This window comes from Tersicoccus sp. Bi-70 (assembly GCF_001968825.1).
GTDB lineage: Bacteria > Actinomycetota > Actinomycetes > Actinomycetales > Micrococcaceae > Tersicoccus.
The window spans coordinates 65,541-87,969 of the sequence record NZ_MIEU01000002.1; the positions used below are offsets into that span (position 1 = coordinate 65,541).

21 protein-coding genes are annotated in these 22,429 nt (G+C 71.4%); 18 read left to right on the top strand and 3 right to left on the bottom strand.

Features of this window, described 5'->3' with window-relative positions; genetic code table 11:
* Positions 1-154: 154 nt before the first annotated feature.
* From atpB to BGP79_RS00530, 11 genes are all read left to right on the top strand, one after another.
* Positions 155-964 carry a F0F1 ATP synthase subunit A gene (atpB, locus tag BGP79_RS00480; RefSeq protein ID WP_076692739.1) on the top strand — a complete coding sequence of 270 codons (810 nt, stop codon included), beginning with the start codon at positions 155-157 and terminating at the stop codon, positions 962-964.
* 81 nt (positions 965-1,045) lie between these two features.
* Positions 1,046-1,255, top strand: a complete 210-nt coding sequence (locus BGP79_RS00485) for a F0F1 ATP synthase subunit C (RefSeq protein WP_076692740.1) — start codon at positions 1,046-1,048, stop codon at positions 1,253-1,255.
* A gap of 36 nt (positions 1,256-1,291) precedes the next feature.
* Positions 1,292-1,897, top strand: coding sequence for a F0F1 ATP synthase subunit B (locus BGP79_RS00490; protein WP_076692741.1), 606 nt, complete (start codon positions 1,292-1,294; stop codon positions 1,895-1,897).
* Complete coding sequence (locus tag BGP79_RS00495) at positions 1,894-2,706, top strand: F0F1 ATP synthase subunit delta (protein WP_076692742.1); 813 nt, start codon at positions 1,894-1,896, stop codon at positions 2,704-2,706. Before BGP79_RS00490 ends, BGP79_RS00495 begins: the two co-directional genes overlap by 4 nt.
* Positions 2,707-2,807: 101 nt before the next feature.
* A complete protein-coding gene (gene atpA / locus BGP79_RS00500; protein WP_076692743.1) occupies positions 2,808-4,442 on the top strand; it encodes a F0F1 ATP synthase subunit alpha in 1,635 nt (544 codons plus the stop codon).
* 120 nt (positions 4,443-4,562) lie between these two features.
* Positions 4,563-5,456: a F0F1 ATP synthase subunit gamma gene (locus tag BGP79_RS00505; RefSeq protein WP_076692744.1), complete on the top strand. Its 894-nt coding sequence runs from the start codon at positions 4,563-4,565 to the stop codon at positions 5,454-5,456.
* A gap of 78 nt (positions 5,457-5,534) precedes the next feature.
* Positions 5,535-6,995 carry a F0F1 ATP synthase subunit beta gene (gene atpD / locus BGP79_RS00510; RefSeq protein WP_076692745.1) on the top strand — a complete coding sequence of 487 codons (1,461 nt, stop codon included), beginning with the start codon at positions 5,535-5,537 and terminating at the stop codon, positions 6,993-6,995.
* Positions 6,996-6,997: 2 nt separating this feature from the next.
* Positions 6,998-7,294, top strand: a complete 297-nt coding sequence (locus BGP79_RS00515) for a F0F1 ATP synthase subunit epsilon (protein WP_076692746.1) — start codon at positions 6,998-7,000, stop codon at positions 7,292-7,294.
* Positions 7,295-7,301: 7 nt separating this feature from the next.
* On the top strand, positions 7,302-7,733 hold the full coding sequence (locus tag BGP79_RS00520; protein ID WP_076692747.1) for a DUF2550 domain-containing protein: 432 nt from the start codon (positions 7,302-7,304) through the stop codon (positions 7,731-7,733).
* A gap of 173 nt (positions 7,734-7,906) precedes the next feature.
* A complete protein-coding gene (locus BGP79_RS00525; protein WP_076692748.1) occupies positions 7,907-9,226 on the top strand; it encodes an alpha/beta hydrolase family protein in 1,320 nt (439 codons plus the stop codon).
* Positions 9,223-11,862, top strand: a complete 2,640-nt coding sequence (locus tag BGP79_RS00530; RefSeq protein WP_083701431.1) for a bifunctional lysylphosphatidylglycerol flippase/synthetase MprF — start codon at positions 9,223-9,225, stop codon at positions 11,860-11,862. Before BGP79_RS00525 ends, BGP79_RS00530 begins: the two co-directional genes overlap by 4 nt.
* A 66-nt stretch (positions 11,863-11,928) precedes the next feature.
* Here the strand turns inward: BGP79_RS00530 and BGP79_RS00535 are convergent, their stop codons facing one another.
* Positions 11,929-12,132, bottom strand: a complete 204-nt coding sequence (locus tag BGP79_RS00535; RefSeq protein WP_076692750.1) for a cold-shock protein — start codon at positions 12,130-12,132, stop codon at positions 11,929-11,931.
* Between the two features lie 256 nt (positions 12,133-12,388).
* Positions 12,389-13,084: an endonuclease NucS gene (nucS, locus tag BGP79_RS00540; protein WP_076692751.1), complete on the bottom strand. Its 696-nt coding sequence runs from the start codon at positions 13,082-13,084 to the stop codon at positions 12,389-12,391.
* 228 nt (positions 13,085-13,312) lie between these two features.
* On the opposite strand from nucS, the gene BGP79_RS00545 reads away from it, so the two are divergent.
* The 5 genes from BGP79_RS00545 to BGP79_RS00565 all read left to right on the top strand — a co-directional run bounded on the left by BGP79_RS00545 (position 13,313) and on the right by BGP79_RS00565 (position 17,765).
* Complete coding sequence (locus BGP79_RS00545; protein WP_233120992.1) at positions 13,313-14,650, top strand: ABC transporter substrate-binding protein; 1,338 nt, start codon at positions 13,313-13,315, stop codon at positions 14,648-14,650.
* Complete coding sequence (locus BGP79_RS00550; RefSeq protein WP_076692753.1) at positions 14,647-15,600, top strand: carbohydrate ABC transporter permease; 954 nt, start codon at positions 14,647-14,649, stop codon at positions 15,598-15,600. Before BGP79_RS00545 ends, BGP79_RS00550 begins: the two co-directional genes overlap by 4 nt.
* Complete coding sequence (locus tag BGP79_RS00555) at positions 15,597-16,490, top strand: carbohydrate ABC transporter permease (RefSeq protein ID WP_233120993.1); 894 nt, start codon at positions 15,597-15,599, stop codon at positions 16,488-16,490. Before BGP79_RS00550 ends, BGP79_RS00555 begins: the two co-directional genes overlap by 4 nt.
* Positions 16,491-16,536: 46 nt before the next feature.
* Positions 16,537-16,857, top strand: coding sequence for a hypothetical protein (locus tag BGP79_RS00560; protein ID WP_076692754.1), 321 nt, complete (start codon positions 16,537-16,539; stop codon positions 16,855-16,857).
* A 113-nt stretch (positions 16,858-16,970) separates the two neighbouring features.
* Positions 16,971-17,765, top strand: a complete 795-nt coding sequence (locus BGP79_RS00565) for an alpha/beta hydrolase (RefSeq protein ID WP_076692755.1) — start codon at positions 16,971-16,973, stop codon at positions 17,763-17,765.
* Between the two features lie 35 nt (positions 17,766-17,800).
* On the opposite strand, the gene BGP79_RS00570 is transcribed toward BGP79_RS00565, so the two are convergent.
* Entirely contained in the window at positions 17,801-19,096 is a 1,296-nt protein-coding gene (locus BGP79_RS00570) for an AI-2E family transporter (RefSeq protein ID WP_076692756.1), read from the bottom strand.
* A gap of 251 nt (positions 19,097-19,347) precedes the next feature.
* Between BGP79_RS00570 and BGP79_RS00575 the strand changes: the two genes are divergently transcribed.
* On the top strand, positions 19,348-21,330 hold the full coding sequence (locus tag BGP79_RS00575; protein WP_076692757.1) for a hypothetical protein: 1,983 nt from the start codon (positions 19,348-19,350) through the stop codon (positions 21,328-21,330).
* Positions 21,331-21,392: 62 nt separating this feature from the next.
* Entirely contained in the window at positions 21,393-22,379 is a 987-nt protein-coding gene (locus tag BGP79_RS00580; RefSeq protein ID WP_076692758.1) for a tetratricopeptide repeat protein, read from the top strand.
* Positions 22,380-22,429 lie beyond the last annotated feature (50 nt).

Here is a 22,429-nt window from a genome sequence, read left to right on the forward strand (position 1 = left end):
GACTGCCCTGCCGAGGCTCTCGTCTTCCCGTGGTGTCCGGCCGGCCTGATACGGTCGAGTCGGCCCCGCTCAGGGTTTCCCCTCACAGCCGGGGTCGTCCTGCGCCTGTCGTCCGTCGAAGGGCCTGACAACGAGCACGTAGAGAGGAACCGCGTTGATCGCGCTTGCGCTCCCCGCTGAAACCGGATCCGACGGTGGCTTCGTTGCTCCCCGTCCGGAGGACCTGCACCTCCCGGACCTCATCCCGTGGGGTGCCGCCTACGGCACCGGCTTCGGCAAGCAGATGCTCGTCGTCCTGCTCTCGGCGGCGATCGTGGCGGTATTCTTCCTCATCGCCTCGCGGCGGGGGAAGCTCGTCCCGGGGCGCCTCCAGTTCATCGGCGAGTCCGCCTACGGCCTGGTCCGGAACTCGATCGGCAAGGACATCATCGGCGAGAAGGAATTCCGCCCCTGGGTGCCGCTGCTGACCGCCCTGTTCTTCTTCATCCTGGTCAACAACCTGATGGGTTCCATCCCGTTGTTCCAGCTGCCGTCCTTCTCCCACGTGGGCAGCGCCTACGCGATGGCCGGTCTGGTGTACCTGACCTGGATCATCCTCGGCCTCAAGCGCCACGGCGGCGGCTTCTTCAAGCTGATGCTCGTCCCGGCCGGTGTGCCCAAGGTGCTGCTGATCGTGGTCGTGCCGCTGGAGATCATCTCCAACTTCTTCGTCCGGCCGCTCACCCACAGCATGCGACTCTTCGCGACCATGCTCGCCGGGCACATGATCATCGCCATCTGCGCGGCCGGCACGTCGTTCCTCTTCGTGCACGGCGACGGGCTGATCAAGGGCCTCGGCGCCCTGACCCTGGTCGGCGGCGTCGCGATGTTCCTCTTCGAGGTCTTCATCCAGGTGCTGCAGGCGTACGTGTTCACGCTGCTCACCGCCGTCTACATCCAGGGCTCGCTCGTCGAGGAGCACTGACCGTCAAGTCTTCCCCCGCCCGGGGGAGTCGTTGCACCGCAACCCTGTCCGGCCCCGGCCGGGCATCGTGAAAGGAAAACAATGGAAATCACCGGCAACCTCAACGCGATCGGCTACGGTCTGGCTGCCATCGGCGGTGGCGTCGGCGTGGGTCTGGTCTTCGCGGCCTACATCAACGGCGTGGCCCGTCAGCCCGAGGCGCAGCGCGTCCTGCAGCCGCTGGCCTTCCTGGGTCTGGCGTTCACCGAGGCCCTGGCCATCCTGGGCCTGGTCTTCGCGTTCGTCCTCTAGTCCGTTCCCGATTGTCGACAGAGAGGACGGTGAGCGATGAATCGCCTGCAGATTCTTGCCGCTGAAGAGGGCGCGAACCCGCTGATCCCCAACGTGTGGGAGATCGTGGTGACGCTGCTCGGCTTCGCGTTGCTGCTCTACATCCTGATCAAGTTCGTCGTCCCCGCGTTCGAGAAGACCTATGCGGAGCGGACCGCGGCCATCGAGGGTGGCATCGAGAAGGCGGAGAAGGCCCAGGAAGAGGCGAACGCCGCCCTGGCCGAGTACCGCCAGCAGCTCGAGGACGCCCGCGGCGAGGCCAACCGCATCCGCGAGGAGGCTCGTGCCGACGGCGCGAAGATCCTCGCCGACCTGAAGGCGCGTGCCGCCGCGGAGTCCGCGCGGATCACCGAGCAGGCCCACACCCAGATCGAGGCCGAGCGTGCCTCCGCCGTCGCATCGCTGCGCAGCGAGGTGGGCACGCTGGCCACGACGCTGGCAGGTCGCATCGTCGGCGAGGCGCTCGACGACGACGAGCGGTCCCGGCGCGTGGTCGACCGGTTCCTCAGCGATCTGGAGAACGCCGACGGCGACGCCGCGCGTACCCCGGTGCGCACGGGCGCCACCGCGGTCGACGCGGACGGGAGCACGGGCAACCGATGAGCGGGACCTCCCAGACATCGGCCGCCGAGGCGCAGCGCGACCTCGAGCCGCGGCTGGAGCGTGCCTCCGGGGCGATGGCCGGCGACCTTTTCGCCGTCGTCGACCTGCTGGATTCCTCCGCCGGCCTGCGTCGTGCCCTGACGGACCCGTCCCGTGAGGCGGGTCAGAAGTCGCAGCTGATGCGCCGGCTGCTCGCCGGCAAGGTCGGCACCGACGTCGAGGAGCTCGCTGCGCGGGCCGCCGGCGACCGGTGGTCCGATCCGCGGGACCTGGTCGACGCGCTCGAGGAGCTGGCCACCACGGTGGTCGCTGCCGACGCGGAGAACAGTGACGGCAAGGCGGGCCTCGACCGGCTCGAGAACGACCTGTTCTGGTTCACCCAGGTGGTCGAGGGCCGGCACGACGTGCAGCGGGCGTTCGACGAGGCGCAGGCCTCGTCCGACGCCAAGTCACAGCTCGCGCTGCGGCTGGTGCCGGGCATCTCGCCGCAGGCCCAGCAGCTCATCGACCGCGCGGTGCGGGCCCCTCGTGGGCTCAAGCCCGCCGCTCTCGTGGAGCGGTTCCTGCGCCGGGTCGCCGCCCGGCAGCAGCGCTGGATCGCCGACGTCGTCGTCAGCCGTCCGCTGGCGGACGATCAGTTCCAGCGCCTGCAGCAGGGCCTGAACCGGCTGTACGGCCGCGACCTGAAGGTCACCGTGCGGCAGGACCCGGAGCTCCTCGGGGGGCTGCGGGTCAGCGTGGGCGACGAGGTCGTCGACGCCTCCGTGCTGAGCCGCCTGCACGAGCTGCAGCGTCGCCTGGCCGGCTGAACCCCATCCGTTCGCGGAGCACGACGCTTCGCCCACCGAACAACACCGCTCACCGCGCACGCCGCCCGGTGGGCACGACTACAGGAGAGTAGGGACTGACGATGGCCGAATTGACCATCAACGCCGACGAAGTCCGGGACGCGTTGAACGAATTCGCGGCATCCTACGAGCCCGGCAACGCCGAGCGTGTCGAGGTGGGCCGCGTCACCACGGCGAGCGACGGTATCGCCCGCGTCGAGGGTCTGCCCTCGGCGATGGCGAACGAGCTGCTGCGGTTCGAGGACGGCACGCTGGGCCTGGCCCTGAACCTCGACGTCCGTGAGATCGGCGTCGTCGTGCTCGGTGACTTCACCGGGATCGAGGAGGGCCAGGAGGTGCACCGCACCGGCGAGGTCCTCTCCGTGCCGGTCGGGGACGCGTTCCTCGGCCGCGTGGTCGACCCGCTGGGCCAGCCGATCGACGACCTGGGCGACATCGCCGCCGAGGGACGCCGTCCGCTGGAGGCGCAGGCCCCCGGTGTGACCGCCCGCAAGTCGGTGCACGAGCCGCTGCAGACCGGCCTGAAGGCCATCGACGCGATGATCCCGATCGGCCGTGGCCAGCGTCAGCTGATCATCGGCGACCGGCAGACCGGCAAGACCGCGATCGCGGTCGACGCCATCCTGAACCAGCGGGACAACTGGGCGTCCGGCGACGTCCAGAAGCAGGTCCGCTGCATCTACGTCGCGATCGGCCAGAAGGCCTCCACCATCGCGGCCGTCCGGCAGACCCTCGAGGACAACGGCGCACTGGAGTACACCACGATCGTGGCCTCCCCGGCGTCCGACCCGGCCGGCTTCAAGTACCTCGCCCCGTACGCCGGCTCGGCCATCGGCCAGCACTGGATGTACGGCGGCAAGCACGTCCTGATCGTGTTCGACGACCTGTCCAAGCAGGCCGAGGCGTACCGCGCCGTGTCGCTGCTGCTGCGGCGCCCGCCGGGACGCGAGGCCTACCCGGGCGACGTCTTCTACCTGCACTCCCGTCTGCTCGAGCGTTGTGCCAAGCTCTCCGACGAGCTGGGCGCGGGCTCGATGACCGGTCTGCCGATCATCGAGACGAAGGCGAACGACGTCTCGGCGTACATCCCGACCAACGTCATCTCCATCACCGACGGCCAGATCTTCCTGCAGTCGGACCTCTTCAACGCCAACCAGCGTCCGGCCGTGGACGTGGGCATCTCGGTGTCCCGCGTCGGTGGTGCCGCGCAGGTGAAGTCGATGAAGAAGGTCTCCGGCACGCTGAAGCTGGACCTGGCGCAGTACCGCGACATGCAGGCGTTCGCCATGTTCGCCTCGGACCTGGACGCCGCGTCCCAGCAGCAGCTGACCCGCGGTGCCCGGCTGATGGAGCTGCTCAAGCAGAAGCAGTACTCGCCGTTCCCGGTGGAGGAGCAGGTCGTCTCGATCTGGGCCGGCACCAACGGGCACCTGGACGACGTCCCGGTCAACGAGATCAGCCGCTTCGAGCGCGAGTTCCTCGACCACCTGCGCCGCAAGGACATCGCCCTGACGACGCTGGCGCAGACCGGCAAGCTCGAGGACGAGACCGTCGCGGCCCTGGAGTCCGAGCTGACCGACTTCAAGAAGGGCTTCCTGGGTCAGGAGTCCGCCTACGGCCAGGCCGGTTCCGAGGAGAACGAGGCGATCGGCGCCGAGGACATCAACCAGGAGCGGATCGTCAAGCAGGCTCACTGATCCGGTCTCCCGGTGCGGGCGCGAGCTCGCACCGGGAACCGGTTCACCGCCCGCCTCAGCCCACCGCAGCCCGCGACCGGTCCCCAGGGGAGCCGGTCGCGGAACGAAAGGAATCCTCCGATGGGAGCCCAGCTTCGCGTCTACCGCCAGAAGATCGACTCGACCAAGTCGACGCAGAAGATCTTCAAGGCGATGGAGATGATGGCGACCTCGCGCATCGCCAAGGCGCGCTCACGGGTGAGCGCCTCGACGCCGTACGCCCGGGCCATCACCCGTGCCGTCTCGGCCGTGGCGAGCCAGCACGATCTGGACCACCCGCTGACCACCGAGCCGGAGCGGGTGCGCCGGTCGCTGGTGCTCGTGCTCACCTCGGACCGCGGCCTGGCCGGCTCCTACTCGGCCAACGCGCTGAAGAAGGCCGAGGGTCTCGTGGCTCGGCTGACCGAGGCCGGTTCCGAGCCGAAGCTGTACCTGGTCGGCCGCAAGGCGCAGGCCTTCTACCAGTTCCGGAAGCGTTCGTTCGAGAAGTCCTGGACCGGTGACACCGACGCCCCCACCTACGCGCTGGCGCGGGAGATCGCCGAGGCCGTCCTCGCCGAGTTCACCACGCCGTACGAGCGCGGTGGCGTCGACGAGATCCACGTCGTCTACACGCAGTTCCAGTCGATGGTCAGCCAGGTGCCGCAGGTGTTGCGACTGCTCCCGCTGGAGATCAGTGAGGAGCGCGTGACCAACGAGTCCGAGCTGCTGCCGCTCTACGAGTTCGAGCCGGAGCCGGCGCAGGTGCTCGACGCCCTGCTGCCGCGCTACATCGAGTCCCGCATCTTCGCGGCGCTGCTGCAGTCCTCGGCCAGTGAGCTGGCCGCACGGCAGCGGGCCATGAAGCAGGCCGGCGACAACGCCGCCGACCTCATCCGCACCTACACCCGGCTGGCGAACAACGCCCGGCAGGCGGAGATCACCCAGGAGCTCTCCGAGATCGTCGCCGGCGCGGACGCCCTCGCCTCCTCCTGACCGGGTCCGCCCCACGGCCGGGGCCGGACGCAGTCGATAGAATCCACACCAAGCCATCCACCAAGTGAAGTGAGAGAGATGACTGCCACACTGAACGACCAGGGCACCGGGACCACGTCCGGCGGCGCGACGGGGCGCATCGCGCGCGTCATCGGTCCTGTCGTCGACGTCGAGTTCCCGGCGGACGCGCTTCCCGAGATGTACAACGCGCTCACGGCCGAGCTGACGGTGGGGGAGAACACCCGCACCATCACGTTCGAGACCTCGCAGCACCTCGGCGACAACCTCGTCCGCGCCATCTCCCTGCAGGCCACCGACGGCCTCGTCCGCGGCACCTCCGTGGTGGACACCGGCGCCCCGATCTCCGTCCCGGTCGGCGACGTCGTCAAGGGTCACCTGTTCAACGTCCTCGGCGAGCCGCTCGACATGCCGAAGGCGGAGCTCGAGGTCACCGAGCGCTGGCCGATCCACCGCAAGGCGCCCGCCTTCGCGCAGCTCGAGGGCTCCACCGAGATGCTCGAGACCGGCATCAAGGTGATCGACCTGCTCACCCCGTACATCAAGGGTGGCAAGATCGGCCTGTTCGGCGGCGCCGGCGTGGGCAAGACCGTGCTCATCCAGGAGATGATCACCCGCGTGGCCCGCAACTTCGGCGGCACCTCGGTGTTCGCCGGCGTGGGCGAGCGCACCCGTGAGGGCAACGACCTCTGGGTCGAGATGGAGGAGGCGAACGTCCTCAAGGACACCGCCCTCGTGTTCGGCCAGATGGACGAGCCGCCGGGAACGCGTCTGCGCGTGGCCCTGTCCGGTCTGACCATGGCGGAGTACTTCCGCGATGTGCAGAACCAGGACGTGCTGCTCTTCATCGACAACATCTTCCGGTTCACCCAGGCCGGTTCCGAGGTCTCCACGCTGCTCGGCCGCATGCCGTCCGCGGTGGGCTACCAGCCGAACCTGGCCGACGAGATGGGTCTGCTGCAGGAGCGCATCACCTCCACCCGCGGCCACTCCATCACGTCGATGCAGGCGATCTACGTCCCCGCCGACGACTACACGGACCCGGCCCCGGCGACGACGTTCGCGCACCTGGACGCCACCACCGAGCTGTCCCGTGCGATCGCCTCGCGTGGCCTGTACCCGGCCGTGGACCCGCTGACCTCGACCTCGCGCATCCTCGACCCGCAGTACGTGGGCCAGGAGCACTACGACGTCGCCACCCGCGTGAAGCAGATCCTGCAGAAGAACAAGGAGCTGCAGGACATCATCGCGATCATGGGTGTCGACGAGCTCTCCGAGGAGGACAAGGTCACGGTCGCCCGCGCGCGCCGCATCCAGCAGTTCCTCTCGCAGAACACCTACACCGCCAAGCAGTTCACCGGCGTCGAGGGCTCGACCGTCACCGTCAAGGACACCATCGAGGGCTTCAACGCGATCTGCGTCGGCGATCTCGACCACGTGGCCGAGCAGGCGTTCTTCAACGTCGGCGGTCTGGACGACGTCGAGCGCAACTGGGCCCGCATCCAGGAGCAGACCAAGTAGCCATGGCTGATTCCAGGTCCGAACTCGAGGTCGAGGTCGTCGCCTCGGACCGTTTCATCTGGTCCGGGGGAGCGCGGCTGGTCAAGGCCCGCACCGCCGACGGCGACATCGGCATCATGCCCGGCCACACCCCGGTGTTGGCCCTGCTCGCGGAGGGTGAGGTGGCGATCGAGCCCGTCACCGGCTCCCGCGTGCGTGTGCAGGTCTCGCAGGGCTTCTTCTCCGTGGACCACGACCGCGTGGTGATCGTGGCGGACGACGCCACGGTGACCGACGGGGCCGAGGCCGGGACCCGCTGAGAGACGGATGAACGCAGGCGTCGTCGCGGTCATCGCTCTCGCGGTGATCGTGCTCGCCTGCTTCGGCCTGGTGGCGGCGGGGCTTCTCCGCCGTCACCAGTTGCGTTCCGCGTACGGAACGTTCGACGCCTCGCTGCGCCGCCCCTCCGGGCGGTGGCAGCTGGGCGTCTGCCGCTATCAGGACAATTCCCTGCAGTGGCTGCGCATGTTCTCGGTCAGTCCGGCCGCGGTCGAGGAGTTCTGCCGGCCGCGGATCGACCTGCTCGGCTGGCGTGAGCCCACCGAGACCGAACGCCGCAGCGTCCAGCCCGGTGCCGTGATCGGCACGGTGGAGCACGACGGCGACCAGACGATGATCGCCCTGTCGCGGGACGCCTGGGCGGGGCTCTCGTCGTGGGTGGAGGCCGGTCCGTCCCGCCGCGTCGGCAAGTGGCACTGAGGCACTGAGGCACCGACCCACCACGGCGCGCCGACCGCACCACGATTCCCAGTGAGTTCCTCGACTGCGCCCGGCTGACACGTGGGAGACGTCCGGGTACGTCCCGACCTGCTGCTCTACCGTGCTGGGCGGGACAGATCACGACAGTGATCGCTGCACCGGGAGGACACGGTATGGACGCATGGCTGGCGCACGTCTCGATCATCGACGGGTGGTTCCCGGCGACGGTCGCGGTGCTCGCCATCGTCGCGGCGCTGGCCCTCGTGATCCGTCGCCGTGCCCGGTGGTGGTGGTGGCTGGCCGTCGTCCTCGTGGCACCCGCGGCGATCGGGGCCGCCTACGGCATCAGCGCCCTGCTCGTCGACGTGCTCGACGTGTGGCCGGAGGCGCTGCCCGACGAGGTGGTGCTGTGGGGCGCCGTCGGCGTGGCCGGTCTGCTGCTGGCCGCGCTCGCCCTCGTCGTCCGTCCCTTCCGCTGGTGGCGTGCCGGGCTCGCCCCCGTCGCGCTCGTGCTCGTGGCCGCGATCGCCGGCCTGCAGATCAACGGCTACTACGGCCTGCTGACCACCGCCGCCGACCTGCTCGGCGACTCGCCCAAAGTGGTGCAGGGCATCCCCTCGGCCCTCATGCGGCACGGGGCGGCCGTCTCCGTGACCGGTGCGGTCGACGCGGGCTGGCACGCCCCCGCCGGGATGGCGAAGACGGGCATCCTGCGCCAGGTCGAGATCCCCGGCACCGTCTCCCACTTCACCGGCCGGCCGGCGCTCGTCTACCTGCCCGGGGCGTACCTGCTGCACAAGCGCCCGAAGCTGCCCGTCCTCGTGCTCGTCTCGGGCCAGCCCGGAAGCCCGATGTCCTGGGCCAACACCGGGGAGATCCGCGCGACCATCGACACCTTCGCCGCCCGGCACCACGGCCTCGCGCCCGTCGTCGTCATCCCCGACCCGCTCGGCTCCCCGTACAACAACACCATGTGCATGAACACGCCGCTGGGCGCCGCGGACACCTACATGTCCGTCGACGTGCCGGACTGGATCACCCACACGCTCGACGTCGACAACAACCCGCAGCACTGGGCAGCGGGTGGCTTCTCGTTCGGCGGCACCTGCGCGGTGCAGATGGTCACCCGGCACACCGACCGGTACCGGCACATCCTGGCCCTCGCCTCCGAGCGGGAGCCGGCGCTGGCCGTGGACCGCGCGCAGACCGTCGCGGAGGCGTTCGGCGGTGACACGGCGGCCTTCATGCGGCAGGTGCCGCTCACGCTGCTCCACGAGCACCGGTACCCCACGTCGTGGGCGTTCTTCGGCGCCGGGTACACCGACAGCGTGTACCTGGCCAACGCGCGTCTCCTCGATGCGGCGGCGAAGAAGGCGGGCATGCACACCCAGCGCGAGGCGATCCCCGTGGCCGGGCACTCGTACCAGATGGGGCGGCTCGGCGTCCTCGACGGCCTGACCTTTCTCGCGCCGGCCCTGGGACTGGGCCGATGAGCACCCGCGTGCCGGCCGCGTCGTCCCCGCCGCCGTCCCCGTCGACGGCGGGCGCGGAACGACGCGCTCGCGCGGTTCGCCGGCTCCGCACGGCGGCGGCCTGGCTCGTCGCCCACGCGCGACGCACCCCTTTCGCCGTCGGGTGGACCGCGGCGCTGTGGATCGCGGCCGCCCTGACCGACTCGCTGGCCAACGGTCCCTCCGCCCGCGTCGTCGGCGCCGTGGCGGTGACGCCGGGGGATCTGGTCGCCGGGCGCTGGTGGACCTTCGTCACCTCGCCCCTGTTCGCCGGCAACATCGTCTCCTACGTGGTGGCGACGGCGCTCGTCCTCGGCCTGGTCGGGCTGGCGGAGACGACGATGGGGACGCTGCGGACCGCCGTCATCGCGGCCATCGGCCACGTGCTCACCGTCGTAGCCTCCTTCGCCGTGACCGCGGCGGCCGGTCAGCTCGGCATCGAGTGGCTCGGCGCCCTGCGGCACCTGCCCCTGTTCGGGCCGTGGGCCGCGGCGCTGACCGCGGTGATGACGGCGAGCGCGTGGATCAGCGCGCTGTGGCGGCGGCGGCTGCGGCTGGCGTGTGTCACGGTCACGGTCACGCTGTTCCTCTACGTCGGCCACCCGCAGTCGGTGCTCAGCGTGCTCGGGGTGCTGCTGGGGCTGCTGCTCGGCCGGGTGGCGCGCGGGCCCGCCGAGCGCGCCGGTCTGTTCGTCGCCACCGCGCAGGAGCGGCGCACCCTGCTCTCCCTCGTCGTGGCCGTCTTCGCCACCGGACCGCTGCTGGCCGGCCTCGCCCACGCTCCGGCCGGACCGCTCGCCCAGCTGCGCGAGTGGATCGTCACCCCGCTGCCCTCGGCCCAGGACCTGAGCAGCAACTGCGCGGTGGCGGTGGATCTGACCTGCCCGCAGGTGACCCACGGTGCCGTGCTGACCGGTCCCGGCAGCGTCGCGCTCGCCCTCGCCCCGCTCGCGCTGCTGCTGGTCAGCGCGTGGGGGATGCGCACGGGCAGTCGGCTGGCGCTGTGGACGGCCGTCGCGACGCAGGTGGCGATCGGCGTGCTCGCGGCCACGGCCCTGCACCTGCTCTCGCTGCTCGTCCTGCGGGACGGCCGGCTTCCCGCGGGCCGGTTGGAGGCGATCGAGGCGACCCTGCCGGGCGTGCTGGTGCCCGTCGTGCTCGCCGTCGTGCTGATCAGTCAGCGCCGGTTCTTCACCCGCGATGCCGTGCCCGGCGCCGGCCGCCGGGTGTTCGCCGTCGTCGGTGCCTCGCTCGTGGCCGTCAGCGGCTGCTACGCGCTCGCGTGGTTCGCCGAGGGCAACGCCGGCCTGCACCGGCAGCCGTGGTGGGCGCTGTGGAGCAGCCTCCTGCGTATGCTCGTGCCCTACCCGTTCCCGCCGCGCTTCGCCGTCGCCGTCGAACCGCACGGACCCGTCAGCGGCTTCCTCTTCGCCGTCGGGGGAGCGGTGTTCTGGGCGGTCACGATCGTCGGCCTGGTCGTCCTGCTCCGCACCGGCCGGCGGGCCGAGCGGGCGACGGCGACCGTCACGGCCCGCGCCGCCGAGCTGGTGCGCGTGGGCGGAGGCGCCCTCTCCCGGATGACCCTGTGGCCCGGCACGAGCTACTGGTTCACGCCCGACGGCGCCGCGGCCGTCGCCTACCAGCGCCACCACGGGGTGGCCCTGACCGTGGGCGGGCCCATCGGGGACCGCGCCCGGTGGACCGACGCCGTCGTCGGCTTCACCCGCTGGTGCGCGGCCGAGGGCGTGGTGCCCTGCCTCTACTCCGTGCCGGAGGACATCGTCGCCGCGGTGCGGCCGCTCGGGTTCCGGTCGATGGGGGTGGCCGACGAGACGGTGCTGCACGTCGAGGGGCTCGGCTTCACCGGCAAGCGGTGGCAGAACGTGCGGACGGCGCTGAACCGGGCGGAGCGGATCGGTGTGCGCGCCCGCTGGTACCGGTGGCCGGACCTGCCCATCGGCGCCCGCACCCAGGTGCGGGAGATCTCCGAGGCGTGGGTGGCCGAACGGGCGCTGCCCGAGCTCGGGTTCACCCTCGGCGGCGTGGCCGAGCTGGCCGATCCCGAGGTGGCCCTGTGCCTGGCGGTCGACGACGAGGAGCGGGTGCACGGCGTCGTCTCCTGGCTGCCCGTCTACGCCGAGGGTCAGGTGGTCAGCTGGACGCTGGACTTCATGCGCCGGGACCCGAGCGGGTTCAACGGCGTGATGGAGTTCCTCATCGCCTCCGCGGTGCTGCACTTTCGCGACGACGTGCAGACGCTCTCCCTCTCGGGCTCGCCGCTGGCGGTCGATCCCGAGCGGGCGGCGGTCTCCGGGGACGGGCCCGCCGAGACCACGACGGTCGAGCGGCTGCAGGGGACCCTGCGGCGGCTGCTCGAGCCGGCATACGGGTTCGCGGCGCTGGCGGCGTTCAAGAGCCGGTTCGCCCCGGCGCACCGCACCTGGTACCTCGCCTACCCCGATCCGCTGCAGCTGCCCCGGATCGCGCGGGCGCTCACCGAGGCCTACGCCCCGGAGTTCACGCTGCGCCAGGCCGGCCGGCTGCTGCGGGGGCCGGCACCCTCGGCGCCCTCGGCACACGAGCGCAGGGCCGCGCCGGCGCCCGGTCCGCACGGCTGAGGCCTGCCGGGGCAGAAGAGAGGCCCCCGGCAGATCTGCCGGGGGCCTCTCTCGGTGACGCTGAGATCAGATGACGGTGACGCCGGTGGCCTGGGGGCCCTTCTGGCCCTGACCGATCTCGAAGGACACGCGCTGGTTCTCATCCAGAGTGCGGAAGCCGTTCGTCTGGATCTCCGAGTAGTGGACGAACACGTCGCCGTCGGAGTCGTCCGGGGTGATGAACCCGAAACCCTTTTCAGCGTTGAACCACTTGACGGTTCCCTGTGCCATCGAATTTCTCCTCATGATGATGCGGTGAAGACCGGCACACCTCGTGCCGATCGTCGTTACTGACGAGGAGACGCACACGAAGCCGAGGGCTCAGTTGCGCAACATCGCTCGCAACGGCCTTGCGAGCGGAAGATCCAACCACAAAGACAGCCCCAACTAAAACACATGGGAACGGCCGGGTCAACGCGCTCCCGCGGCGTGGTTCGGGCCATTTCGTACGGGAATCGAGCGGTCGAGGGCGCCGTCCGGGGCGTCGTCAGAACAGGCGCGTGTGCGTGTCGTCGACGCCGCGGAGAGCGTCGTAGTCCAGGGTCACGCAGTCGATGCCGCGGTCGGTCGCGAGCACCCGTGCCTGCGGTCTGATCTGCTGCGCCGCGAAGATGCCGCGCACCGGGGCCAGCAGGGGATCGCGGTTGAGCAGCTCGAGATACCGGGTGAGCTGCTCGACGCCGTCGATATCGCCGCGCCGCTTGATCTCGATGGCCACGGTGGCGCCGTCCTGGTCGCGGACGAGGATGTCGACCGGGCCGATCGCCGTCGGGTACTCGCGGCGGACCACCGAGTACCCCGCGCCGATGGTGTGGATCTGGGCGGCCAGCAGGCGCTGCAGGTCCGCCTCGACGCCGTCCTTGATCAGGCCGGGGTCGACGCCGAGATCGTGGCTGCTCTCGTGCAGGATCTCCTCGATCGTGATGACGAGGCGGTCGTCGCTCTTGGCGTGCTGCACGGTCCAGATGCTGATCGCTCCCGCGGCCGCGGCGTCCTCGTCCGGTTCGCTGATCCGCAGGGTGGCGGGCGGGCTCATCCAGTTCAGCGGCTTGTAGGACCCGCCGTCCGAGTGCACGAGCACCGAGCCGTCCGCCTTGACGACCAGCAGGCGGGTGGCCAGGGGGAGGTGGGCACGCAGCCGCCCGATGTAGTCCACGGAGCAACGGGCAATGGTCAGACGCACCGTCCGACTCTACCGGGCGGCAGGATCCCCTCCGGGCCTGTGATCTGGCTCACGCTGTGCACTACGGTATGGCTACACGGATGAAGGTCAGCGACGACGGTCACCGGGAGGCGACGTGTACGAAGCCCAGCTCTTTCCAGCAGCACCCGACCGCCCGGTCATCGCCAGCCCTGGTATTGCCGGCTGCGCCGGGCGGGGACCGCGGCGGTCGCCGTCCTCGCGCTCGCCGTGGTCGCCGGATGCAGCGGCGGCAGCACGGACAACGCCGGCGACCAGAGCAGCATCAAGGTCTGGATCCTCGAGGACCTGCCCGACCGGGTCAAGGCGACCCAGGCGATCGTGGACCGGTTCAGCCAGAGCGCCGGGGTGAAGGTCGAACTGGTCGCGGTCGCCGAGGACCAGTTCACGCAGCTGCTGACCTCCTCCGCCGCGGCCGGCGACCTGCCCGACGTCGTCGGCGGCATTCCCCTGCCCTCGGTCCAGACCATGGCCGGCAACGACCTGATCGACACCGACGCCGTGGGCGCGGTGGTCGACGGGCTGGACAAGGCGACCTTCGCCTCCCGTGCCCTCGAACTGACGCGCAGCGGGGACAAGCAGCTCGCGGTGCCCAGCGACTCGTGGACGCAGCTGCTGCTGTACCGCACGGACCTGTTCAAGGCCGCCGGCCTCGCCGCCCCCACCAGTTACGAGGCGATCAAGGCGGCCGCTGAGAAGCTGGACAGCGGCGGCGTCGCCGGCTTCGTCGGAGCCAACACGCCCGGCGACGCCTTCACGGAGCAGACGTTCGAGCACGTCGCGCTGGGCAACGGGTGTCAGCTGGTCGACCAGGGCGGCGCGGTCACCATCGACAGCGACGCCTGCCGCAACGCGTTCAGCTTCTACGGGGACCTGGTGAAGAACTACTCGACCCGGGGCAACCAGGACGTCGACACGACGCGGGCCTCCTACTTCGCCGGCAAGGCCGCGATGTTCGTGTGGTCCAGCTACGTGCTCGACGAGCTGGCCGGCCTGCGCAAGGACGCCCTGCCCAGCTGCGGGCCGTGCAAGCAGGACCCGGCCTTCCTGGCGAAGAACACCGGGGTGGTGACGACGATCCAGGGGCCCGACAGCTCGAAGCCGGCCGGGTTCGGCGAGGTGAGCTCCTGGACGATCACGAAGGACTCCGCGACCGACGCGTCCTCCCGGTTCGTGCGCTACATGATGAGCGACGGGTACGTGCCGTGGATCTCGATGACGCCCGAGGGCAAGGTCCCCGTGCGCACCGGAACCCCCGAGGCGAGGACCACGTACAGCGACCAGTGGGCGAAGCTGCCCATCGGGGTCGACACGAAGGCCCCGATGAGCCGGTTCTACGGGGCGTCCATCCTGGACGCGCTGGCGAAGGGGCCTAGCGAACTGTCCCGGTGGGGGATCTCGACGGGGCACGGTGACCTGATCGGGGCGCTGCAGGGGGAGCACCCCGTCGCGGAGGCGGTCAACCAGGTCACCACGGGCAGCGACGTGCGGCAGGCGGTGAGCACCCTGGGCAAGGACGTCCGTTCGGTCCAGGAGTCGCTGAAGTGACCGCACTCGTGCGGCCGCGGCGATCGCTGCGGGCCCGTGCCGAGGCGCGCACCGGCCTGGCGCTGATCACCCCGACCGTCGTCATCGTCGTCGTCATGGTGATCGTCCCGATCGTGTGGACCATCTCCCTGGCCTTCCAGCGGGTGCGCCTGCTCAACGTGCGCAACACGGGGTTCCTCGGCACCTTCACGCTGGCCAACTTCCAGGCGGTGCTGTCCTCGGAGGGCTTCCTCGGTGCCCTCGCCACGACGCTGGTGTACTCGGTGGGCGGGACGGCGGCGGCCATCCTGCTGGGCCTGATCGCCGCCCTGGCCCTGCGGCGGCCCTTCCGGGGACGGGGGCTGGTCCGCGCGGCGCTGCTGCTGCCCTACGTCGCTCCCGTGGTGGCGGCGACCTTCGTGTGGTCCACGCTGCTCGACCCGCAGTTCGGCCTCGTCAACGCCTGGGGGACGGCCCTGCTGGGCTGGGCGGACCCGATCGCGTTCCTCGGGTCACGGGACCACCCGTCGGTGTTCGGGCTCACCATCCCCGTCTCCACGAGCCTGCTCACCGTGATCGCGTTCGAGGCGTGGCGGTCCTTCCCGTTCGCCTTCCTGTTCCTCACCGCCCGGATGGACGCCGTCCCGGAGGTGCTCGACGAGGCCGCGCGGCTGGACGGGGCGACGCCGACCCAGCGGTTCCGCTGGGTGCTCCTGCCCGAGCTGCTGCCGACCCTGGCCGTCCTCAGCGTCCTGCGGTTCATCTGGACGTTCAACAACTTCGACGACATCTACCTGCTGACGGGCGGGGGAGCGGGCACCGAGGTGGTCAGCGTGCGGGTCTTCGACTACCTCACCGCGCGCGGGGACATCGGCGCGGCGGCGGCCCAGGCGCTGGTGCTCGCCGTCATCCTCGCCGTACTCGTCATCGTCTATCTCCGGTTCTTCGGCCGGACCGAGGAGCAGGCGTGAGCGGGGTCCGGCGTGTCGCGGGATCCCGGCGCAACCGGGTCGAGGAGCGCCTGTTCGCGGTGCTGCGGCCCGTCGTCATCGTGCTGCTGCTGGTCGCCGCCGTCTTCCCCTTCTACTACATGGTGCTGCTCTCGTTCCGGCCGCTGGACCAGCTGCTGCAGAACCCGGGATCGCTGTGGATCGCTCCCTCGGAGCTGCAGTTCCAGACGTACGTCGACATCCTGCGGTCGGTGGACGAGGGCGGTCAGGGGTTCCTCCGCTTCATCGGTAACAGCATGCTCGTCGCCCTGGCGACCGTCGCCCTGACGCTGCTGATCGCCATCCCCGGCTCCTACGCGGTCAGCCGGCTCGAGTTCTTCGGCCGGCGGCAGATCTCGGCGCTGTTCCTGGCCGTCTATTTCTTCCCGGCCATCCTGCTCGCCGTGCCGCTGTTCGTCTTCTACACGCGGATCGGCCTGCGCGGGTCACTCGTGGGGCTGGTGATCGTCTACGTCGCGCAGGTCGCGGCCGTGTCGATCTACATGCTCCGCAACTACTTCCGCACCATCCCGGTCAGTCTCGAGGAGGCGGCCGCGATCGACGGTGCGTCGCGCCTGCGCATCATGCGGCACGTCAGTCTGCCGCTGGCGATGCCGGCGATCATCTCCAACGCCCTGTTCATCTTCATGATCGCGTGGAACGAGTTCCTGTTCGCGCTGCTCTTCCTGGTCGAGCGCCGCGACAACTGGACCGTCTCGCTCGGCCTCTCGCAGCTCTCCGGAAGCATCGAGGTGCCGACGACGACGCTGATGGCCGGTTCGGTGATCCTCACCCTGCCGATCATCGTCCTGTACTTCCTCAGCGAGCGCTGGCTGACCGGTGGCCTGACCGCGGGCGCGGAGAAGGGCTGAGACGTCCCGTGTACGGGCGCCGACGGGTGCCCGGCACAATGGAGGGGTGCCCCGTTCCAATCGACCCTCCCGCGCCTCGCGGCCCTCGGTGCGCCGCGGGCGTCGTCCGGCGGCCGAGCCCCGGGACGTCGAGGGCATGCTGGGCGGCATCCGCCGCACCGAGAGCACCCGACGCGGCGAGTTCGTCGTCGCCCCGGTCAGCGCGGAGCGGGCGGTGAAGACCTACGTGTGCCCCGGCTGCGGGAACGCCGTGCTGCCCGGCATCGCGCACGTGGTGGCCTGGCGGTCGGACTGGATCATGGGCGACGAGGCCGCCGCCGCGGACCGGCGGCACTGGCACGAGCGGTGCTGGCGCGCCTTCCGCTGACCGTCCTCCGCCGACCGTCCTCCGCTGAGCGCGTTCCGGGTGGCCGCTCCGGCCGGACCCACGGGCCGGCTCACCCGCCCGGGCGGCGACGGTGCCGTCGCTACACTGGCCCGGTGACGACCGCTGCCCCGATCTTCGACTTCCACGCCGGCGCCGAGCCGGCCCCGATCCGGGCGGCGACGGTGCTGCCGGCCCGCCGGGAGAACATCGAGCTGCACACCTCCGACGGACTGACGCTGGTCGGGGAGCTCGCGCTTCCGGCCGACCGCGATCCGGTCGCCACCCTCGTCACCCTGCACCCGCTGCCCACCGCGGGCGGCTTCATGGACTCCCACGTCTTCCGGAAGGCCTCCTACCGGCTGCCCGCCCTCGCGGACCTGGCGGTGCTGCGGTTCAACACCCGGGGGACGTGTTCCCCGCGCGGCTGCAGCGAGGGGGAGTTCGGTGACGGCGAGACCGAGAGTGCCGACGTCGACGCGGCCACCGCCTTCGCCGTCGCGCGCGGTCTGCCCGCCCGCTGGCTGGTCGGCTGGTCCTTCGGCACCGAGCTCGCCCTCAAGCACGGGGCCGTCGCCCCGATCGCGGACCGGATCGAGGGCGCGATCCTGCTCTCCCCGCCGCTGCGCCGCGCCGGCGACGAGGACCTCGCCCGCTGGCGCGCGTCGGGCAAGCCCCTGCGCGTGCTGGTGCCCGAGCACGACGACTTCCTGCAGCCGCCCGAGGCGATCGAGCGCTTCGCGGCCGTGCCGCAGTGCGACCTCACCGGCGTCGACGGCGCCAAGCACCTGTGGGTGGGGGAGAAGTACGTCGGCCGGGTGCTGCAGGAGATCGTCGACGTCGTCCGCGGTCCCGGCGCGGTGACCCTGCCGGCGACGTTCGACGGCCCGGTCGCCTCCGCCGTCGACTGACCGGCGCACACGGCCGGGCTGGGCGCGTCAGCGGCTCAGAGCCGATCCTGCCGCGCGATGAACACTTCCCGCACCAGCAGCAGTACCGCGGCCGCCGTCGGGATCGCCATCAATGCGCCCAGCACGCCGAGCAGCGAACCGCCGGCGATGACGGCGATCACCGCGACGGCGCCCGGAACCGCGACCGCCCGCTGCATGATGCGCGGGGAGACGAAGTACGCCTCGAACTGCAGGTAGGCGAAGTAGCAGATCGCAAAGGCGACGGCGGTCTGCCAGCCGGCGGTCAGAGCGATCAGCGACACCAGCACCCCCGCGATCAACCCGCCGACCAGGGGGATGAAGGCGAGCAGAGCGACGAGGAACGCGAGCAGGGCGGAGAACGGGACGCCGACGATCGTCATGACGATGAAGGCGAAGACGGCGTTCAACAGGGCGACGACGGCCTGCCCGATCACGTAGTTGCCCACGCCGTTGGTGATCGCCTCGCCGAGCGTCTCGACGCGGGCGCGGCGCGAGCGCGGGGCGAGCCGGTAGGCCCACCGCTTCATCGCCGGCATGGAGGCGAGGAAGTACAGGGTGAGCACGAGCACGATCAGCGTGCCGAACAGCGAGTTGACGATCGCGGTGCCGACGCCCAGCACGCCACCGGCGACCGAGCCCACGGCCGAGGAGTTCGAGAAGAACTTCTGGGCCTCACCCTCCGCCCAGGACCGCACGTTCAACTGGTTGTCCACCTGGTGGAAGAGATCCGAGTTGAGGAAGGTCTGGACGAATCCCGGCGCGGCCTGCACCAGCTGGGTGGTCTGACTGACGATGGTGGGGATCAGGGTCGCGATGAAGATCGCGATGCCCCCGACGAGCACGAGCAGGACGCCGAGGATGCCGAGGGGACGGGGAACGCGGTGCGCCTCGAGCCACCGGACGATCGGCTCCAGCCCGAGGGCGATGAACAGCGCCGCCGCGATCCACAGCAGCAGCTGGGTGTTCGACGTGACGACGAAGTAGACGCCCAGGGCGATGCCGACACCCACCATGCCGAGGAAACCCCAGTAGAGCGGGCTGCGGCCGGAGCCGATCGGCCCCGGGGTGCCGTAGGTGAGGTCGTCGGAGCTGACCTCGTTGCCGTCGGCGTCGAAGTAGTGGTGCTGGATTCCCTCGACGTCCGGGGGCAGATCGAAACGCCGGCGGGGCTGGGCGCCGGGGATGGGCCGGATGACGCGGTGCGCCGCGCGGCGCCACCAGGGCGGCCGCGGAGGAACCGCCGTCGCCGGGCCCGCGGGGGGCGGGGAGAGCCTGGGCTCCTCGTCCGGTCGATCCGATTCCGTGTCCACCGGCACTCCTTCTCCGTCGTCGTTCCCTCGGTCACCGCGCGCAGAGCGCGGGCGCCGATCCTCAGTGTGCTTGCTGTGGCGACCCGGGTCCAGTCGAGTCGCCACGACACGCCTCGTGTCCCATGTCCGGCCGCCGGATTCCCCCGTCCGGTCACGAGATGGTTACCATTGACGGGCTCTTCCGCGCGCGGGACACGCGTGGGCGCCGAATCCTCACGCGATCGAGGATGCCGCGCGATCGGGGACCGGCCGTGACCAGACCTGCCGGCGGAGAACACACCAGCGACGACGGGGAGAACACCGTGCCGATGACGATGGCTCGACGGATCGGGGCGGTCGCCCTGATCGTGGTCGCGGCGCTCGCCCTGCTGGCCGGCATCGGGATGCGCACCTGGTGGCTCCCGCCGGCCACCCTCTCCGCGTCCGTCCCGGCACCGTCGAGCTCAACACCGTCGGGCTCAACACCGTCGGGCTCGGCGCCCGTGACGGTGATCGACCGCGGTGTCGTGGACGCGGCCGGTGGCAAGGACGTGACCGTCTCCGTCAAGGGCAGTGGTGCCTTCGTCCTCGCCCAGGGCCGTGCCGCCGACGTCGAGGCCTGGGTGGGCCCGGCCGCGCACACCACGATCACCGGCCGGGGCGACGCCCTGGCCGCCACGCCCACCGCGGGCGAGTCCCGGGTCCCCGATCCCTCCGGCGCGGACCTCTTCGTCACCACGCAGCGCGCAACGGGCGAGCTGACCCACGTCTGGACCGCGTCCGAGAGCGGCGACCGTGCGCTCCTGCTGACGGCCGACGGCACCGCCGCCGCTCCCACCGACGTCACCGTGTCCTGGGACAACGACCAGTCCACGCCGTGGGCGGTCCCGCTGATCGTGCTCGGGGCGATCGCCCTCGTCGCCGGGCTCGCCCTGCTCGTCCTCCGGCGTCGCGGCCCCGCCGGGCCGTCTCCCCGGCGCGGCCGCCACGCCGCCCTGCCGGACGAGCCCGGCTCGGGTCGGGCCGAGCGCGCGACGACGGAGGCGACCACCCCGGCCGTCCCGCCCACGCCGACCGGTACCTACCGGCCCGACTACGGCACCGAGCGGACCGCCGGCGAGCGCACCGGCGCCTCCATGCGCCGCTCGCACGTGCTCCGTCCGGGGGTCGTTCCCGTCGTCGGCGGCACGCTGGTGGCCGGGGTCGTCGCGACCGGTCTGCTGACCGGGGTCCCGACCGCTCGGGCCGCCGAGAGCCCGTCCGCTCCGGCGTCGCCCGCTTCCGCCTCCGCCGCGGCTTCCGCCTCCGCCCCGTCGTCCGACGCCGCCCCGTCGTCCGACGCCGCCCCGTCGTCCGACGCCGCCTCCGCGACCGCCGGCGTCGCCCTCCAGCCGCAGCAGGTGGACCGGATCATGGGCTCGGTCGCGTCCGTCGTCGGGAAGGCGGACGTCGCGCGATCGGCAGCGGCGCTGCCGGCCCGGATGGGGGGCGAGGCGCTGGCCGAGCGCACCGCGAACTACCGGATCCGCGCGAAGGCACCGACCTACCGGGCCCCGTCGACCATCGCCGCCGGCCCCGTCCTCGCCCAGATGATCACGACCGGCGCGACATGGCCGCGGACCGTCGTCATGGTCACCAAGGACGATGCGAGCACCGTGCCCCAGATCCTCACCCTGACGCAGGCCTCGCCGCGGGAGAACTACCGGGTGGTCTCCGCCGTCGGGCTCTTGCCCGGCACCACGTTCCCGCAGGCCGGCTCGGACGAGCCCGCCGTGCGTCCGCTGGACCCGGCCCGGGCGGACGGGCTGACCACCTCGCCCCGCGCCGCCCTGTCCTCACTCGCCTCCGTGCTGACGGCCGGCCGGCCGGCCTACACCCGGGCGATCGCGAAGAACCGGTTCGTGGACCAGCTCGTGGCCGGTCAGGCCGCCGCGGTGAAGGCGAACCCGAGCGCGCGGATCAGCGGTCGGCACACGCCGGACGCCGCCCAGACCCGGGTGCTGCAGACCGCCGACGGCGGTGCGCTGGTGATCGGCGCGCTGGACAACGCGGTCACGGTGACGCCGAAGGTCTCCGGCGGGCGGCTCACCCTGCGGTCCGAACTGGCGGCGCTCGCCGGCGTCAAGGAATCCCGCACGCCCGTGGACATCCGCTACGGCGAGTCGGTGGTGCTCTACGTGCCGGCGGCCGGCTCGCGCGAGGCGGTCCAGGTGATCGGTGCGGCGCAGGAACTGCTCTCCGTCACCCGTCGCTGAGGGCCACCGTCCGCGGCGTCGCCCGATGTGCCCGCGCGCGGGCCGCTGGCTAGGCTGAGGTCATGACGTCTCCTCGCCCCGGTCAGCCGGTGCCCTCCTCCATGAATCTGCGTGGTGCGGTGGACCTCTCCGCGCTCAAGGCCCGGGCCCAGCGTCCCGCGCCGGCCGCAGGATCGGCCGCCGGATCCGGAGAGGGCGGTGCCGGGTCCCCGTCGCCGTGGGTCGTCGAGGGCAGCGACGCGCGCATCAACCAGCTCGCGCAGCTCTCCGGCCAGGTGCCCGTCGTCCTCCAGCTGTGGGCCTCCTACAGCGAGACGTCGCAGCAGATGCTCGACTTGATGAGCGAGCGGGTGCACGCCCGTGGGGGCAGGCTCGCGCTGGCCACCATCGACATCGACACGAGTCCGCAGATCGCGCAGGCGTTCGCCGTGGAGGGCGTGCCGGCCACCTTCGCGCTGATCAAGGGCCAGCCGGTGCCGCTGTTCACCGGGGCCCAGCCGGCGAGCCAGATCGACGCATTCTTCGACGAGCTGCTGCAGGTGGCGCAGGCGAACGGTGTCACGGGCAGTCTGAGCGGTGGGGACGACGCCGGTGACGAGGGCCAGGACGCCGGGCCGGTCGACGCCGAGCCGGCGCTGCCGCCCCTGCACCAGGAGGCCGTCGACGCGATCGACGCCGGCGACTTCGACCGTGCCGCGGCGGCCTACCGCCGGGCGCTGGCAGAGAGCCCGGCGGACAACGACGCCGCGGTGGGTCTGGCCCAGGTGGAGCTGCTGCAGCGCCTCGACGGTGCGGACGCCGACGCCGTCCGGGCCGCCGCGGCACAGCGGCCGGACGACCTGGAGGCCCAGCTCACCGTCGCCGACCTGGACATCAGCGGCGGCCACGTCGAGGACGGTTTCTCCCGGCTGATCACCTTCATCGGCCACAGCGCGGGGGACGAGAAGGAGACCGCCCGGGCCCGCCTCGTCCAGCTGTTCGACGTCGTCGGCGCGACGGACCCACGCGTCACCCGCGCCCGGTCCGCGCTCGCCCGCGTCCTGTTCTGAGCGGCCCGTCCCGCTTTCCTGCACCCGCTGAGTCCGTCGGTTCCGCCCTT

Excerpts from the sequence above, each read along its gene's own strand:
- BGP79_RS00485 (WP_076692740.1), top strand. The coding sequence starts at position 1,046 with ATGGAAATCACCGGCAACCTCAACGCGATCGGCTACGGTCTGGCTGCC.
- BGP79_RS00490 (WP_076692741.1), top strand. The coding sequence starts at position 1,292 with ATGAATCGCCTGCAGATTCTTGCCGCTGAAGAGGGCGCGAACCCGCTG.
- BGP79_RS00495 (WP_076692742.1), top strand. The coding sequence starts at position 1,894 with ATGAGCGGGACCTCCCAGACATCGGCCGCCGAGGCGCAGCGCGACCTC.
- atpA (WP_076692743.1), top strand. The coding sequence starts at position 2,808 with ATGGCCGAATTGACCATCAACGCCGACGAAGTCCGGGACGCGTTGAAC.
- BGP79_RS00505 (WP_076692744.1), top strand. The coding sequence starts at position 4,563 with ATGGGAGCCCAGCTTCGCGTCTACCGCCAGAAGATCGACTCGACCAAG.
- atpD (WP_076692745.1), top strand. The coding sequence starts at position 5,535 with ATGACTGCCACACTGAACGACCAGGGCACCGGGACCACGTCCGGCGGC.
- BGP79_RS00515 (WP_076692746.1), top strand. The coding sequence starts at position 6,998 with ATGGCTGATTCCAGGTCCGAACTCGAGGTCGAGGTCGTCGCCTCGGAC.
- BGP79_RS00520 (WP_076692747.1), top strand. The coding sequence starts at position 7,302 with ATGAACGCAGGCGTCGTCGCGGTCATCGCTCTCGCGGTGATCGTGCTC.
- BGP79_RS00525 (WP_076692748.1), top strand. The coding sequence starts at position 7,907 with ATGGACGCATGGCTGGCGCACGTCTCGATCATCGACGGGTGGTTCCCG.
- BGP79_RS00530 (WP_083701431.1), top strand. The coding sequence starts at position 9,223 with ATGAGCACCCGCGTGCCGGCCGCGTCGTCCCCGCCGCCGTCCCCGTCG.
- BGP79_RS00535 (WP_076692750.1), bottom strand. The coding sequence starts at position 12,132 with ATGGCACAGGGAACCGTCAAGTGGTTCAACGCTGAAAAGGGTTTCGGG.
- BGP79_RS00580 (WP_076692758.1), top strand. The coding sequence starts at position 21,393 with ATGACGTCTCCTCGCCCCGGTCAGCCGGTGCCCTCCTCCATGAATCTG.